Origin of the sequence: Pseudomonas sp. Ag1 (assembly GCF_000278565.1) — a bacterium.
Taxonomy (GTDB): domain Bacteria; phylum Pseudomonadota; class Gammaproteobacteria; order Pseudomonadales; family Pseudomonadaceae; genus Aquipseudomonas.
Map to the genome: position 1 here is coordinate 1 of NZ_AKVH01000092.1, position 16,160 is coordinate 16,160.

The 16,160-nt window shown below is 56.3% G+C and carries 9 protein-coding genes and 2 pseudogenes; 9 read left to right on the forward strand and 2 right to left on the reverse strand.

The genetic code is table 11. The annotated features are described in order from the left end of the window. Both A462_RS20875 and A462_RS20870 read right to left on the reverse strand, forming a co-directional pair. Positions 1–167: pseudogene (locus A462_RS20875) on the reverse strand (REP-associated tyrosine transposase); the annotation flags it as partial. A gap of 211 nt (positions 168–378) precedes the next feature. Then, positions 379–984, reverse strand: coding sequence for a TetR/AcrR family transcriptional regulator (locus A462_RS20870; protein WP_003210590.1), 606 nt, complete (start codon positions 982–984; stop codon positions 379–381). Between the two features lie 241 nt (positions 985–1,225). Here A462_RS20870 and A462_RS20865 point away from each other — a divergent pair, with 241 nt between their 5' ends. From A462_RS20865 to A462_RS20830, 9 genes and pseudogenes are all read left to right on the forward strand, one after another. Beyond that, positions 1,226–2,353 (forward strand): efflux RND transporter periplasmic adaptor subunit, encoded by a 1,128-nt coding sequence (locus tag A462_RS20865; protein ID WP_008433882.1) that lies wholly within the window; start codon positions 1,226–1,228, stop codon positions 2,351–2,353. A gap of 13 nt (positions 2,354–2,366) precedes the next feature. Next, on the forward strand, positions 2,367–5,429 hold the full coding sequence (locus A462_RS20860) for an efflux RND transporter permease subunit (protein WP_003210588.1): 3,063 nt from the start codon (positions 2,367–2,369) through the stop codon (positions 5,427–5,429). A gap of 5 nt (positions 5,430–5,434) precedes the next feature. Then, positions 5,435–8,560, forward strand: a complete 3,126-nt coding sequence (locus tag A462_RS20855; protein ID WP_032899230.1) for an efflux RND transporter permease subunit — start codon at positions 5,435–5,437, stop codon at positions 8,558–8,560. Beyond that, on the forward strand, positions 8,557–9,978 hold the full coding sequence (locus A462_RS20850; RefSeq protein WP_008433884.1) for an efflux transporter outer membrane subunit: 1,422 nt from the start codon (positions 8,557–8,559) through the stop codon (positions 9,976–9,978). Before A462_RS20855 ends, A462_RS20850 begins: the two co-directional genes overlap by 4 nt. 67 nt (positions 9,979–10,045) lie before the next feature. Beyond that, a pseudogene (locus tag A462_RS20845) lies at positions 10,046–10,495 on the forward strand (DUF808 family protein); the annotation flags it as partial. Positions 10,496–11,075: 580 nt separating this feature from the next. Continuing rightward, positions 11,076–11,789 (forward strand): tyrosine-type recombinase/integrase, encoded by a 714-nt coding sequence (locus A462_RS34235; protein WP_157222833.1) that lies wholly within the window; start codon positions 11,076–11,078, stop codon positions 11,787–11,789. Further along, on the forward strand, positions 11,786–13,576 hold the full coding sequence (locus A462_RS33275) for a site-specific integrase (protein ID WP_083853197.1): 1,791 nt from the start codon (positions 11,786–11,788) through the stop codon (positions 13,574–13,576). The genes A462_RS34235 and A462_RS33275 overlap by 4 nt, the downstream gene beginning before the upstream one ends. Next, positions 13,576–15,471, forward strand: coding sequence for a tyrosine-type recombinase/integrase (locus tag A462_RS33280; RefSeq protein ID WP_083853198.1), 1,896 nt, complete (start codon positions 13,576–13,578; stop codon positions 15,469–15,471). Before A462_RS33275 ends, A462_RS33280 begins: the two co-directional genes overlap by 1 nt. Beyond that, positions 15,461–16,000: a hypothetical protein gene (locus A462_RS20830; RefSeq protein ID WP_008433889.1), complete on the forward strand. Its 540-nt coding sequence runs from the start codon at positions 15,461–15,463 to the stop codon at positions 15,998–16,000. The genes A462_RS33280 and A462_RS20830 overlap by 11 nt, the downstream gene beginning before the upstream one ends. Positions 16,001–16,160: the final 160 nt, after the last annotated feature.

A 16,160-nucleotide genomic window follows, 5' to 3' on the forward strand; every position in this document is an offset into this window, starting at 1 on the left:
AGCCCTTGATACTGGGCGAGCCGGAATTGCCAGACCACCAGGCGGCCGAGATAAAAATCACTGAATATCGGCGCGCGTTCGTGGGTGTTGGTGGTGATCAGGTAGATGCGGTTGGACTCGCTGAATCGCCCGATGCGCAGGCGATGTGAAGCAGCTGGATCAGGCATTCCTTTGCCTCTCTTCAGGTGGGGTTCTGAGAGGCTAGATCGGGGAATCTGGAGATGATGGTTTGGCTTTGTGCAGGATGTGTCTGGGAGGGCGCTTTCGCGAGCAAGCCCGCTCCCACATTGGATCTGCGGCGTTTAAACAATTTATGTCTGGCACAAATTCAAATGTGGGAGCGGGCTTGCTCGCGAATCTTGAAGACGCTGCGGTCTATCAGTCCCGCTCACACCCCTTCAACACCAACCGAATAATCGTCTGCGCCGCCGCCTCATAATCCGCTTCATCCAACTTCGCCTTCCCGGTCACCGCCGAAATCTGCCAGTCAAAATCCGCATACGTCTGCGTCGCCGCCCAAATGCTGAACATCAGGTGATGCGGATCAATCGGCGCAATCAGCCCACGGTCCACCCAGCTCTGGATGCAGTCGATGTTGTGCTTGGCCTGGGCATTCAGCTGTTCCACCTGCTCGGGGCTTAAATGCGGGGCGCCGTGCATGATCTCACTGGCAAACACTTTCGAGGCAAACGGCAAATCCCGGGAGATGCAGATCTTCGAGCGGATGTACCCGCTCAGCACGGCCGAAGGGTCGCCATCAGGATTGAACGGTGTGGAGGCCGCCAGGATCGGCTCGATAATGCTTTCGAGCACCTCGCGATAGAGGTTGTCCTTGGACTTGAAGTAGTAGTAGACGTTGGGCTTGGGCAGCCCGGCCTTGGCGGCGATGTCGCTGGTTTTGGTCGCGGCGAAGCCCTTGTCGGCAAACTCCTCACTGGCAGCCCGCAGGATCAGTTCTTTGTTGCGCTCGCGAATGGTGCTCATAGACCAGGAGGTTCCTTGCCAAGACAGGCGGTCTGGCATGGTAGCACCGGCTTTGCGCAGGGCTCAAGAATCCCGCCGCAGCCCTTGCATGGCGGGGCGCCCAGCTGACTTTGTCTGTCTTGATGCTGAACGCATTCACGGTCGTACAGGCACAGCTCCAGCGCGCTGCTAGAGTTCAGGCAGCGAGCGGCCATTTAGCCTGGCCGCCCCTTCCTGTTTTCGGCGTTCGAGAGAGAAACCCGTGGAGAAAAGCAGACGACGTACGTTCGCCTGGGCCGTTGGCACGTTGTTACTGGTAGCGTTGTTGATTGCCCTGGGTTTGCACTTCTTTGCAGGCGGGCACAAAGGCCGGCCGGCCGTCACCGGCGAACCGGTGGCCGTGGTGCCGGTGGTGTTGCAGGACGTGCCGGTGTATATCGATGCCCTCGGCACCGTCACCCCCACCCGCAGTGTGACCGTGGTCACCCAGGTCGATGGCATCCTCAGCAGCGTGGAATTCAAGGAAGGCCAGCACGTCAGCAAGGGCCAGGTGATTGCGCGGATCGATGACCGCGCCCTCAAGGCCCAACTGGCCGTGGCCAAGGGTACCCTGGCCCACGACCAGGCTGTGTTGAGCAATGCCCAGCGCGATCTGGTGCGCTACCGCGAACTGGTCAAGGCCGGTTCTACCAGCCAGCAAACCGTCGACACCCAGGCGTCCTTGGTCCAGCAACAACTGGGCACCGTGGCCGCCGACCAGGGCAATGTGCAGAACCTTGAAGTGCAGGTCGGCTACTGCACCATCACCTCGCCGGTCGACGGTGTGGTGGGCCTGCGCCTGGTCGACCCCGGCAATTACGTCACCACCACCAGCACCACCGGCATCGTGGTGATTACCCAGATGAACCCGGCCACCGTGGTGTTCGCGGTCCCCGAGGACGACTTGGGCGCTATCAACCAGGCCCTGGGCCGTGGCGCCGTGACGGTGCTGGCCTACGACCGCAACAAGAAAGCCCTGCTGGCCACCGGCAGCCTGTTGGCCCTGGACAACCAGGTAGACACCTCCACCGGCACCATCAAGGTCAAGGCGCAGTTCGATGATTCGGGCAGTGCGCTGTTCCCCAACCAGTTCGTCAATGCGCGCCTTAAGGCCGACACCCTGGCCCAGGTTGCCGTGGTGCCCACCCGGGCGATCCAGCATGGCAGCAAGGGCGATTTCGTGTTCGTGGTGAATGGCGACAAGGCCAGCCTGCGCAACATCAAGACCGGCCCATCGATGGGCGATGTGTCGGCGGTGCTCGAGAACGGGGTCAAGCCAGGCGAGCAGGTGATCACCGAAGGCGCCGACAAACTGGATGACGGTTCGGCCGTGAAGGTCGTCGCCCAGTGAGGAGCTGCCGAGCATGAACATTTCGCGGCCCTTTATCGAACGTCCCGTCGCCACCACCTTGATGATGGTCGCGGTGCTGTTGCTGGGGATGTTGGGGTATCACCTGTTGTCGGTGTCGGCGTTGCCCGAAGTCGATTACCCGACCATCCAGGTCTTCACCCAATACCCCGGCGCCAGCCCGGACGTGGTCAGCTCCTCGATCACCGCGCCGCTGGAGCGCCAGCTCGGCGAGATGCCGGGCCTCAAGTCGATGAACTCCACCAGCTCCGACGGCGCTTCGGTGGTGACCCTGCAATTCGACCTGTCGCTGTCCCTGGATGTGGCAGAGCAGGAAGTGCAGGCCGCGATCAACGCCGCCGGCACTTTCCTGCCGGCCAACCTGCCGTACCCACCGGTATACAGCAAGGTCAATCCGGCGGATGCGCCGGTGCTGACCCTGTCCCTGACCTCCGATGTGTTGCCGCTGACCAAGGTCGAGGACCTGGCGGATACACGGCTGGCGCAGAAGATCTCGCAGATCACTGGCGTCGGCCTGGTGACCATCAGCGGCGGTCAGCGCCCGGCGGTGCGGGTCGAGGCGAATACCTCGGCGCTCAATAGCCTCGGCCTGTCCATTGATGACCTGCGCACCTCCCTCGGCACGGCCAACGTCAACCAGGCCAAGGGCAATATCGACGGCAAGTTCCAGGCGTATTCGATTGGTGCCAACGACCAGCTGCAATCGGCCGAGGAATACCGCGACCTGGTGATCGCCTATAAAAATGGCGCGCCGATTCGCCTGTCGCAGATCGCCAGTTCCACCCAGGGCCCGGAGAACCCGCGCCAGGCTGCGTGGACCAACAGCACGCCGTCGATTGTGCTGAACATCCAGCGCCAGCCCGGCGCCAATGTGATTCAGGTGGTCGACCGCGTGCAGCAATTGCTGCCCAAGCTGCGGGCCAGTTTGCCGGGTACCTTGAAGGTCGATGTGCTGACCGACCGCACGCAAACCATCCGCGCCTCGGTCACCGATGTGCAGTACGAACTGGCGGTGGCGGTGCTGCTGGTGGTGATCGTGATTTTCATTTTCCTGCGCGACGTTGCGGCGACGGTTATTCCGGCAGTCACCGTGCCGCTGACGCTGGTGGGCACCCTGGCGGTGGCTTATGCGCTGGGCTTTTCCCTGAACAACCTGACACTGATGGCGCTGACTATCGCCATCGGATTCGTGGTGGACGACGCGATCGTGATGATCGAAAACATCACGCGTTATATCGAGGCGGGCGACTCGCCGCTGGAGGCGGCGCTCAAGGGGTCGGAGCAAATCGGTTTCACGATTATTTCGCTGTCGATTGCGCTGATTGCAGTGATGATCCCGCTGCTGTTCATGGGCGATGTGGTCGGCCGGCTGTTCCGCGAATTCGCCATGACCGTGGCCGTGACCATCGTTATCTCGGCGTTCATCTCCCTGACCCTCACGCCGATGATGTGCGCGCGGATGCTCAAGAATAAGCACCAGGAGCGCCGCGCGGATTTCTTCGACCGCATCAACACCCACTACGTGCGTGGCCTTGACTGGGTGTTGGCGCACCGCACCTTGACCCTGATCTCGATAGCGCTCACCGCCGCGCTGACCCTGATGATTCTGGTGATCATGCCCAAGGGCTTTTTCCCCGACCAGGACACCGGGCTGATCCAGGGCATTTCCCAAGCCGCGCCGACCGTTTCGTTCCAGCAGATGCAGACCGAGCAACAGCGCCTGGCCGCGCGAATCCTCAAGGACCCGGCGGTGCAAAGCCTGTCGTCCTTCGTCGGTATCGACCAGACCAACCCGACCATCAACCAGGGCAACCTGCTGATCAACCTCAAGCCCCGCGGCGAGCGTGACAGTGCCACCGAGGTGATCCGCCGGCTCTCCGATGCCAACGCCGACGACGCCGGGATCCGCCTGTACCTGCACTCGGTACAGGACCTGACCCTCGACGCCACGGTGTCCACCACCAGCTACCGGCTGGGCCTGCAAGCCACCGATCCGGACGAGCTGGAAACGTGGACCAACAAGCTGCTGGCGGCGATCAAGCAAGACCCGATGTTCACCGACGTGCAAAGCCAGGCGATGCAATTCGGCAATCAGATCCAGCTGACCTTTGACCGCGCCACCGCCTCGCGCCTCGGCATCACGCCCCAGGCGATTGACGACGTGCTGTATGACGCCTTCGGCCAGCGCCAGGTCTCGACGATCTACACCCAGCTCAACCAGTACCACGTGGTGATCGCCACCGACCATCCGCCGCGCAACTTGCCGGACCTGCTCACCGGGTTGTACGTGGACATTCCCGGTGGCGGTGTGGCGCCGCTGTCGAGCATGGCGACCATGCAGGTGGTGCGCACGCCCGTGACCATCAACCGCCTGGGTCAGTTTCCGTATGCCGACGTGTCGTTCAACCTTGCTCCGGGCCAGACCCTTGGCACGGCAGTGACGCGGCTCAAGGACATCGAGGCCAAGGTCGGCTTGCCGCTGTCGGTGCAGGCCAACCTGGAAGGCGCGGCGGCGACGTTCGAACAGTCGCTGTCCAACCAGGTATTCCTGGTGGTGGCGGCGATTGTGGTGGTGTACCTGATGCTGGGGATTCTGTACGAGAGCTTCGTGCACCCGGTGACGATCCTTTCGACGCTGCTCTCGGCAGCACTCGGGGCCTTGCTGGCGCTGCTGGTGACGGGCACGCAGTTCGACATCATCGGCCTGATCGGCATTGTGTTGCTGATCGGTATCGTGATGAAAAACGGCATCATGATGGTCGACTTTGCCCTGGAGTTGTTACGCGAGGGCGGCCTGAGCCCCACGGCTGCGATCCGCCAGGCGGCAGAGTTGCGGTTCCGGCCGATCCTGATGACCAGCATGGCGTCGCTGTTCGGCGCGGTGCCGCTGGCGCTCGGTACGGGGATTGGTTCGGAGCTGCGTCACCCGCTGGGCATCGCGATTATCGGCGGGTTGTTGCTCAGTCAGTTGCTGACGCTGTTTTCCACGCCGGTGATCTTCCTCGCCATGCACGGCCTGGGGCAGCGCTTCAGCCGCCGCCCGGCTGAAGCGGTCTGATGGCAATGAACCTCAGCGCGCCGTTTGTTCGCCGCCCGATTGCAACCACCTTGATGGCGGCCGGCCTCGCGCTGTTTGGCGCGCTGGCCTTCATGCTGTTGCCGGTGGCGCCGTTGCCGGAGGTGGATTTCCCGACCATCAGCGTCAGCGCCTCGTTGCCCGGCGCCGATCCGACCACCGTCGCCAGTTCAGTGGCCACGCCCCTGGAGCGCCAGTTCGGGCAGATCGCCGGGGTCACGCAGATGACCTCATCCAGCAGCTTGGGCTCGGCGCGGATCATTTTGCAGTTCGACCTGAATCGCGACATCGACGGCGCCGCGCGGGATGTGCAGGCGGCGATCAATGCCGCCCGCAGCAACCTGCCCAGCGACCTGTCCGGCAACCCGACGTACCGCAAGGTCAACCCGGCGGATTCGCCGATTCTGATCATCAGCCTGACCTCCGACAGCGCCACGCCGGGGCAGATGTATGACGTGGCCTCGACCCTGTTGGAGCAAAAGTTGTTGCAGACCACCGGGGTCGGTGACGTGACGGTGGGCGGCGGGGCGCTGCCGGCGGTGCGGGTGGAATTGAACCCCGATCGGCTCAACCAGTACGGCGTGAGCCTGGAGCAGGTGCGCCAGGTGATCAACGCCTCCAACGTCAACTTGCCCAAGGGCAACGTGGCCATCGGTGATCGCAACTACGGCATTGCGGCGAATGACCAGTTGCTCGATGAAAAGGACTACGGGCCGCTGGTGGTCAAGGCCCACAACGGCGACCTGATCCATATCGCCGACCTGGGCTACGTGCGCGAAGACGTGCAGGACCTGCGCAACTTCGGCCTGTCCAACGGCAAGCCGGCGGTACTGCTGGTGGTGTTCAAGCAGCCGGGCGCCAACGTGATCGAAACGGTGGACGCGGTGAAAGCCTCGCTGCCGTTCCTGCAAAGCTCGATTCCGGCGACGATCAAGCTCAACCTGCTGATGGACCGCACCACCACCATTCGCGCCTCGTTGCATGACGTCGAGATCACGTTGCTGGTGTCGATCCTGCTGGTGACCCTGGTGACCTTCGGCTTCTTCCGCGACTGGCGCAGCACCCTGGTGCCGGCGATTGTGGTGCCGCTGTCGCTGCTCGGCACCTTCGGCGCGATGTACTTCCTCGGCTACAGCCTGAACAACCTGTCACTCATGGCGCTGACGATTTCCACCGGCTTTGTGGTGGACGATGCGATTGTGGTGGTGGAAAACATCATGCGCCACCTGGAGCGCGGCAAGACCCGGGTGGAAGCGGCGCTGGCCGGTGCCCAGGAAGTCGGCTTCACGGTACTGACCATCAGCGTGTCGCTGGTGGCGGTGTTTATTCCGCTGCTGCTGATGGGCGGGATTGTCGGGCGGCTGTTCCGCGAGTTTTCGGTGTCGTTGTCGGTGGCCATCGTGATCTCGATGCTGATCTCGCTGACGGTTACACCGATGCTCGCCAGCGTGCTGCTGCGCGCGCCGAAAGCGATTCATGAAGGCAGTGAACACCCGGACTCGCGCTTTCACCGCTTCTACGATCGCACCCTCGGTTGGGTGATCGACCATACGGTGCTGATGGGTTTTGTGACGGTGTTGGTGATCGTGCTCGCCGGCGTGTTGTACGTGCTGGTGCCCAAGGGTTTTTTCCCCCAGGAAGACACCGGGCGCTTGCAGGGTAGCATCCTGGCGAACCAGAGCATTTCCTATGGGGCGATGCAGAAGGACTTCACCGAGATCAACCGCAAGGTGATGAAAAACCCGAACATCGAAACCGTCGCCGGGTTTGTCGGCGGTGGCGGAGGGGGCGGCGGGGCGGTCAACAGCGCGCAGATGTTTGTATTGCTCAAGCCCCTGGGCGAGCGCAAGGACAACGCCACCGAAATCATCGGCCAGATCCGCCGCAGCCTCGGCGACTTGCCGGGCACCAAGCTGTATTTGCAGTCGGCCCAGGACATCACCGTGGGTGGCCGGCAAAGTGGCGCGCAATACCAATACACCCTGACCGCCGATGACCAGGAGTCGCTGGACGAATGGGTGCCCAAGGTGGTGGCGGTGCTGCGCAAATTGCCGCAACTCACCGACCTCAATACCGACCAGCAAGACAACAGCTTGCTGGCCAATGTGCAAATCAACCGGGACACGGCGGCGCGCCTCGGGGTGAGTGTCTCGGCGGTCGACCAGACGCTGTACGACGCCTTTGGCCAGCGCCAGGTCGCGACTCTGTATCGCGCGGCCAACCAGTACCACGTGGTGATGGAAATCGCGCCGGAATACTGGACCGACCCTTCCGCGCTCAAGGGCATTTATGTGCCGACGGGCACCCAGGCCACGACCACCAAGGGCACCACGGCGGCGCCCAACCTGACCACCGGGCAGACCCTGGTGCCACTCTCGGCACTGGCGGATAACACGGTGGCGCGCACCGCAATTTCCATCAGTCACCAGGGCACGTTCCCGGCGGTGACAGTCTCGTTCAACCTGGCGCCCGGCACGTCCATCGGCCAGGCCACGGCGATGGTGGACGATGCGGTGAAGCAACTGCGCATGCCCGCCAGTGTGGTCGGCCAGTTTGCCGGTACGGCCCAGGTGTTCCAGTCGTCGGTGGCCAGTGAGCCACTGCTGATCGTCGCTGCGTTGCTGTGCGTGTATATCGTGCTGGGCATCCTCTACGAAAACCTGACGCACCCGCTGACCATTCTTTCGACCCTGCCCTCGGCCGGCGTCGGTGCGTTGATCGCCTTGCTGCTGACCGGCACCGAGCTGTCGATCATTGCGCTGGTGGGGGTGATTCTGTTGATTGGTATCGTGAAGAAAAACGCGATCATGATGATCGACTTCGCGATCACCGAGCGGCGGGAGTTCGGCCTAACGGCCAAGGAAGCGATTCGCCGAGCGTGCCTGATCCGTTTCCGGCCGATCATGATGACGACCCTGGCGGCGATCCTTGGCGCGCTGCCGCTGGTGCTCGGCACCGGTTATGGCTCTGAGTTGCGCCGGCCGTTGGGGATTTCGATTATTGGTGGCCTGCTGTTCAGCCAGGTGCTGACGCTGTACACCACCCCGGTGATCTACCTGTGGCTCGACCGGGCGTCACAGCGCCTGGGTCGGCGTAAGGAAGCAAGGTTATGAACGTGAAATACAGCGTGCTTTGCATCAGCCTGCTGCTCGGCGGCTGCATGGTCGGGCCCGATTACCAGAAGCCCGCCATGGAGCTGCCGCAGTCGTTCAAGGAAGGCGCGCAGTGGCAGCGCGCGGCGGCTAACCCCCAAGGGGCGATGGACAGCCAGTGGTGGCTGGCCTATCAGGACCCGGTGCTGAACGACCTGGTGGCGCGCTCGGCCAAGGCCAACCAATCGATCATCGCGGCGGAGGCCGCGTACCGTTTGGCTCAGGCGCAGGTGGCGTCCAGCCGGGCCGGTTTGTGGCCGACGGTGGGCGTGGGGTTGTCGGGTTCGCGGGGAACGGCGGGCAGCGGCAGCGGTACGTCGACTACCGGCACCTCGACGGGCGGCGTCGCGAACAGCGTCAGCGCAACCTTGACCGCCAGTTGGGAGCCGGACCTGTGGGGCCTGGTGCGGCGCGGGATAGAGTCCAGCCAGGCGACGGCCCAGCAATCGGATGCGTTGCTGGCCGGGGTGCGGCTGTCCATCAGTTCCAGCGTGGCGAGTAACTACCTCGCCCTGCGGCAGATGGACATCGACGTGCGCCTGTTGCAGCAACAACAGAAGATCAACCAGCAACTGCTGGAAATGATCCAGGTGCAGTTCACCCAGGGCGTCGCCACCAACGACCAGTTGCTGGTGGCGCAGGACCAGTTGACCACTTCGATTGCCGACTTGCAGACCTCCCTGCGCGACCGCGAGCAATACGAACACGCGCTGGCCGTGCTGGTGGGCGTGGCGCCGAGTGAATTCAGCGTGGCGGTGCGCAATGACTACAGCTTCGTGGTCCCGCGGCCACCGTTGACCTTGCCGTCGACCCTGCTGCAACGGCGTCCCGATGTGGTGGCGGCGGAGCGCTCGGCAGCGGCGGCCAACGCGAAAATCGGCGTGGCTGAAGCCGCATTCTTCCCGACCCTGGATCTTACTGCCGAGGCCGGTTACCGCGGCAGTGCGTTGGGCGGGTTGTTCTCCCTGCCCAATCGCATCTGGACGTTGGGCCCGGCGCTGGCGGAAACCCTGTTTGACGGCGGCGCCCGCGAAGCGGCGGTCAAGCAGGCCGAGGCCAGCTATGACCAGATCGCCGCGACCTACAAGGGTACCGTGCTCAGCGCCTTGCAGAACGTTGAAGACAACCTGTCGGCAATCAACCACCTGCAAACCCAGGCCGATGCGTTCCAGCAGGTGTACCAGCGTAATCAGCAACTGTTCGGCAGCCAGGAAGCACAGTTGCGCGCCGGCACCGTGAGCCAGGAGGCCGTGCTGACCCAGCAACTGGTGTTGCTGCAAGCCGAGCAGAATCTTCGCGACACCCAGGGCCAGCTCAGCCAGGGCAGTGTGGCGCTGATCCAGAGCCTGGGCGGTGGTTGGCAAACCCCTCAGCACTGAACGGCTCGCTAACCCGGTGTGCGCCGCGTTATTCTCGGCGCACTTTGAATCACGGGAAGCCTGAGCCATGGCAGGAAGCAGTTTGCTGGTATTGATCGACGACATCGCTGCGGTGCTCGACGATGTGGCGTTGATGACCAAGATGGCTGCGAAGAAAACCGCCGGCGTGCTGGGGGACGACCTGGCGTTGAATGCCCAGCAAGTCTCCGGGGTGCGCGCCGAGCGGGAAATTCCGGTGGTGTGGGCGGTGGCCAAGGGCTCGTTCGTCAACAAGCTGATTTTGGTGCCGGCTGCGTTGCTGATCAGCGCGTTTGCGCCGTGGGCGGTCACGCCGTTGTTGATGCTGGGCGGCGCTTACCTGTGTTTTGAAGGTTTCGAAAAACTCGCCCATAGCTTCTTCCACAAGCGCACCGAAGAACAGGCGCACCTGGTGGAAGCCGTGGCGGATCCGGCCACGGACCTGGTGGCCTTCGAGAAGGACAAGATCAAGGGCGCGATCCGTACCGACTTCATCCTTTTAAACCACTAATTTTTTTTTGCACAGTATAAGGGGTAGCCCTATTTTTCAGTATTGCCAGTGCTAGCGAGGATGATGAACATGCACAGTACGATTTGACATATCGTCGTGCCCACCCATACTGATTCAGGAGCAATCTGTAGGGGTTCATACGATGGATTTCTTCATGATTCAGCCGTCGCGCAATAGACCCTCGCGGCCGACCCTATTTGATGACCAAGGGGAAGTTGTTGAGCTCGCCTCAGCGTGGCTCCGCTCACTGGTGGAAAGTCCCAGAAATTATTCTCCGAAATCTATTGAGTTGTACGGGAATAATCTCAAATATTTCTGCGAGTACTTGCGAAGTTCTGAGCTGCACAGTCGAATTCCCATTGACGTGCTATTGACCTCCATTAGCACTCTCGGGCTCGAGAAGTACTTTAAGTCGCTCCAGAACGATGGTTTTGCAGACAGTACGGTCAGGAACCGAGAAGTCAGCTTAAAGGAGTTCTTTGTTTGGCTGACAACTGCTCAGGCGGGTCATATTAGGACAGAAAGTGGCTGGTCACGTCGGTACATGACGAGGAGGCCGCGACGCAAAATGCCCCGCTTCATCACGAAAAATCAGTTTATCCAATTGGCCTGCGCACTCAATCATGAGTCACAGAGGTGTGTTCTGCACTTCATGTACGAGACGGGGGTGAGGGTTTCGGAAGTACCTCGAATCATGAAGCACGATATCGACCTATTACAATGCTTTGATGAGACATTCGAATATTTGCCTCTGTTGATTAGAGGAAGCAAGGGTTCTGGGAAGGACCATATTAAAGAGCGTTATTCGCTTATTTCTCGGGCTGTATTTTCGAGAATACAGCGTTACCATAATACGGCTGTATACAGATTTTCAGGCGGAAATGCAGTAAAGCCTGCGTTTCTAAATATCAAAAAAAAACCGTTAACTGCCAAGGCAGTTCAGAAGATGATATCAGACGCCCGGAAGCGTGCAGGCTTTCCGGCGGGCATCATTAGTCCACATCGCTTACGTCATGGTACAGCACTTTCTATACTCCAGGGCGAGTGGGGGAATGATTATATTGAGAAAATGGTCTTAATTCAGACTCAATTTGGTCATTCTTCGATAAAGTCTACCGAGCAATATACTCATCTACCAGCTGCTATGTTTTCCAAACTCAAAGAGCGGGGGTTAAAAAGTAGGTTTGAAGAAGCTCAAGATATATATACCAAAACGTACTTGCCCATAAGGCTTTGCGTGGAACGGCGTGGTCGGCCAAAAAAAAGAAGAGCGCAGTTATGAATGCATTTTCCTTAGAGATTATACCGGAGCCGAGTACGGATGATCCTTATGCTCAAATAAAGTGGATCTTCAGCAAAAAATTGGGAGTGAACCCATCGAGGTCCGCAAAAAATGCTTACACCCAGTGCTTAAACAAAGTGATTAGGTGGGCTAGTGAGGGACTTGGATATGGCGTTGATAGACTATATTTGCTTGGAAAAGGGATTGATGAATACAGTCTTATTAGGTTTCGCGCATTTCTGGAAGATATTGGTGTTTCAAACAATAATCTAGGCACTTTGATATCTACATTTCGGCAAGTCATAAATTTGGCGATTGATGAGAAACACGTAGGCATTACAGATTATTTGGATTCAGCAGTTGCTAGTTCTGGGCGGGGAACTGATGCTCGTTTGCCTTACGATTTAGGTGAAATGGAACAAATTGAGAATGCTCTGGATAGTGATATTAGAAATGTAAGAAGGTTTTTGTTGCCTTACAAAGTCACTGGTCTAGGAGTTGCTCCTGAAAATAGAAGTGTGGAGGGTAAAAGGAAATCTGTCCTCCATGGCTGGTGGCGCGACGAAGATAATATGAGGTGGTATTTTGAAAACATTCTTGAATGTGTACCACTGCAGAACTTGCCTGAGACACGTGTTGAACATCGAAATTTTTTTTCCTCGGCTACGAATTATCACGGAGGACTAAATGAGTTATATAAACGATGGGGTGTAACTTCAAGAATTGGTTATGAGCACATCTTGCCCTATCTCTTCAAAATTGTATCTATCACAGGTCTGAATACTTCGGTAGCGTTGAATTTGCAGATCGACAGTTACCAAGAGTGTCACCCAATTACAGGTCGGCCGTATCTTCGCTACTCGAAGCTTAGAGGGAGTGGCGAAGCAGAGATGCATTTGGGGCTTTTTCAGTCTGATATTCAGGCGCTGGATGGGTATCAGAATAAAACGATAAAAAAACTTTGGGGGGAATTGCTTGATTTAACAAGCCGCTTTCGAGAAAAGTTACCAACTCAAAGCCGAAACTTCCTGTTTGTTTACCAAAGCAAGAGTGGGAAATATCGGGAGAGGGATTATTTAATGCCCAATAAGTGTTTGACTGTCTGGTCTAACGATTTTTCACGCCGTTACAAACTTGTTGGGCGTACGGGAGAACCTCTGAATGTGACACTTCCCCGCTTTAGGCCATCTTTAGTTTCTCAGCTTTTAAGGCGTGGAGTCGACGTTTATATCGTCAAAGATATTTTGGGGCATGCCAGTATATTGACGACATTTCGGTATATTGATTCTCATGACTTTAATCCGATCGCGCGGAAGGAGGTGAAAGCAGCATTGTCCATGATTCGGGATAATGCAAGGGATTTTCAAATTAACCCAAAACCAATTGCGTTGGATTCCTCACGCCGCAATGATGTGATTTTTTCTACGCCACTAAGTATGTGCAAAAATGTTTTCAGTCCACCTAATAATATTCGTAAAGCTGCCGGCATCGGGGATGGTTGCGCTTGTACGATATTCAATATGTGCTTACGTTGCCCGAATGTGTTGATATTCAGAGAAAATTTACCAAGCTTATTTGCTCTGCGAGCGCAGTATCTAGTAGCGTTCGAACAGGGAGTATCTTCAACTCCTCATCGTGCTGCATTACAGCAGAATTTGCATATACTAAATGGGCTATTGGATTCTGAAACTAGTGACTGGGCAATAGAGGACTTATTAGAGGCCGAAAGAGCATCGTTGAATGTTAATAGTATTGTTGACACTATCGTTTTGCGATCGGTGATGTAATGGCAAAAGTATTAATATCACCTCCGTCACTTATTGAGGGTGCTCTTGAGCACACGGTCGATCTCTCTAGATTGCGTGTTTCCACTAAGTCTCTTATTTTTCAGAGCTTTTGGGACTTTGCTGACGACGTCAAAGGGGCTCCGCGGTCAATATCGAGTTCAAGGTATACTTTGAATTGGGACGGCTATCCCTTTGGTAATGCCCTCCGGCATGAATTGCAAACTATATTCGGTATATATATATTGTCTCCTAGTAGTTTTGTATTTTCCAAAGGGGCAGAGCGGCCCGGATATGCAAAAATTTATTCGTTGATGCCGAAGATCAAGCGAGCTTTAGATTTTATTTCAGCTGTAGTTGTTCAGCGTTTTCCCGATCCAGTATCGGTATCGAGTATCGCGGAGCTTCAGCTTGTAGACTTGTTCTCTGTTGCCAAAACTCATGGTTGCCGAAGTGTCAATGATATTCGGCGTGGTCTCAGGGTGGCATTTCACTTTCGTTCTGCAATTTTGGTGCAACGTAAATTTTCACTAACGCAAAATGATTTAGATAGTTTGGTCTTTAAAAATGAGGGATTGGGCAGTACTGCCGCCGGAAAACCAGTCGATGATCTACGCTTTTTTTCAGATGAACAATTTGCTGCTTTAAGCCAGAGATCTATCGGTCGTGTACATGATTTTATGGATCGGTACGGTTTGCAAAAGGCAGATATCGATAATGATAGTTTCTACAAAGCGCCAGATAAAATCCGCACGGTAGTCCAGTCATTCGCTGACGACTTTGATATATATATCCGGCTTCGAGGACTTGGTTACTCTAAGGAGCATCGTAGTGAGTATGAGAAGCTCAAGAAAACGCTAATAAGGCCTGCAGGCGCGATGCGGGAGTACACTACACAGATCAATAGTGCTGCGCTGTGTGTGTTAGGACTATATCTCGGGCCAAGATACTCGGAAATGGCTTCAATGACGGTTGATTGTTTAGAGGAGCGCATGGGGGTGCCCTGTGTGGTAGGTCGAGTATCAAAAAAACGCGGGGACCATCAGCTATATGACGATACATGGGTTGCAATACCGGCAGTGGAAGACGCCATTGCAGTTCTCAAATGTCTAGCTCCTCTCAAGAACAATAATTATTTATTCGCGCCTTGCAATTGTGTGACAGGAAAAAACCAACCTTATTTAGATAAGTCTCTGTCTGGGGCAGTTAATGGTTTTTTAAAAAACATTAATGATGATGGGGTTTTTGATGGCGTTGAATTCACTACCCATCAATTTAAGCACTCCTTGTCTCGACAGCTTGTTAGGGTAAAGTTGGGCTTGCCGTATATTAGCTTTCAGATGAAGCACCTATATAGTCGTGTTGTCTCATTGCCCTCAGACGTCACTTTGTCGTACGGTAACGCTGCTAAGCTTATTCAGTCGCAGCAGTCGAGCGAATTTTTCCGCGAATTAAAAAAGAATATGGCTTTGGGAGTTTTTGATCCAAATCAAAAAATCTATGGTGGTGCGGCAGGTGAAATAGATGAAAGAAGGATAAGTTTTTTTAAAGGCATGACTGATGCTGGTTTTGAAAGGGATCGGCTGATCGAAACCTTAGTGGACAACAGTATCAGTTTGGTAAATGTGGGTCTTGCATACTGTACAGGAGTGAAAAGCGAAAAGATCGGTGGCGAACAGCCTCCCTGCTTAGGACAGCTAAAATGCAATCCCTCCGCGTGTTCTAACAGTATAATTACTAAAGAGGTCCATGGTCCCGCGTGGAAAGCGATGTTGGCTGAAAGTCGTAGCAGAGCCAAAGATCCGCGCTTTGCATATGCTAAAGACCATTTCGAGGCCGCCGCGGAGGAGGCAAAACGAGTTTGCAATGTTCTGGAGGTAAAACTAGATGACGACTGAAAATCTTCCTTTTTCTGCTAGAAATGCCCAAGACTTTGAGCAGATTACAGAGTCGATAGAGTCGGCGCTGAAAGAAATTAGGAGTGATCCGGCCCAACCTGCGACGAAATCAAACCTAGCTCGATTGGCAGGGGTTCATCGCAACACTTTGACGTTCAGAGCTAGAAACTCTCTTATTAACGCCAGCCATGCTGAGGTGCTTGATATCAATGAGGGTTGGCCATTCTCCGAATTGAGGGACATCAAAAAACATCGCGATACTGCTGTAGTCGTGGTTCATCAAGAACAATCAATTTCTAAAGATTACGAGCTCAAAGAACTTCAAAAGCGTTTGAAGAAAGCGAGGTATGTAGCTGGTTCCTGGTTTCATCGTACCCTGCAACTGAAGGAGGAATTAGCTGATCTGAATTTGAAATTACAAAGGCTAGCTGACTATAGTACTAAACAAGAATCGCGGATTCGTGAAGGTGGACTGGAAATTGCTAGACTTAGAGACACAATAAAGAAAAACTTTAAAATTGTTGAATGATTTTGGTTGCTTCGTTTTGATTTTTGCAGTCGCGCGAACTGGAACAATGCGAGAAGGCACTGCAGTTGGAGGCAACATTGCTCGACTTGGTCGTGCGTCTACGCGCTGGTGGCAATTGGACCTTGCTTTTGCTGGATTTTTGGCGGGCCTTTCGCTGCAC

Bases quoted from the DNA above. Each gene is read 5' to 3' on its own strand.
- A462_RS20870 (WP_003210590.1), bottom strand. From the start codon at position 984: ATGAGCACCATTCGCGAGCGCAACAAAGAACTGATCCTGCGGGCTGCC.
- A462_RS34235 (WP_157222833.1), top strand. From the start codon at position 11,076: ATGCCCCGCTTCATCACGAAAAATCAGTTTATCCAATTGGCCTGCGCA.
- A462_RS33280 (WP_083853198.1), top strand. From the start codon at position 13,576: ATGGCAAAAGTATTAATATCACCTCCGTCACTTATTGAGGGTGCTCTT.
- A462_RS20855 (WP_032899230.1), top strand. From the start codon at position 5,435: ATGAACCTCAGCGCGCCGTTTGTTCGCCGCCCGATTGCAACCACCTTG.
- A462_RS20830 (WP_008433889.1), top strand. From the start codon at position 15,461: ATGACGACTGAAAATCTTCCTTTTTCTGCTAGAAATGCCCAAGACTTT.
- A462_RS20850 (WP_008433884.1), top strand. From the start codon at position 8,557: ATGAACGTGAAATACAGCGTGCTTTGCATCAGCCTGCTGCTCGGCGGC.
- A462_RS33275 (WP_083853197.1), top strand. From the start codon at position 11,786: ATGAATGCATTTTCCTTAGAGATTATACCGGAGCCGAGTACGGATGAT.
- A462_RS20860 (WP_003210588.1), top strand. From the start codon at position 2,367: ATGAACATTTCGCGGCCCTTTATCGAACGTCCCGTCGCCACCACCTTG.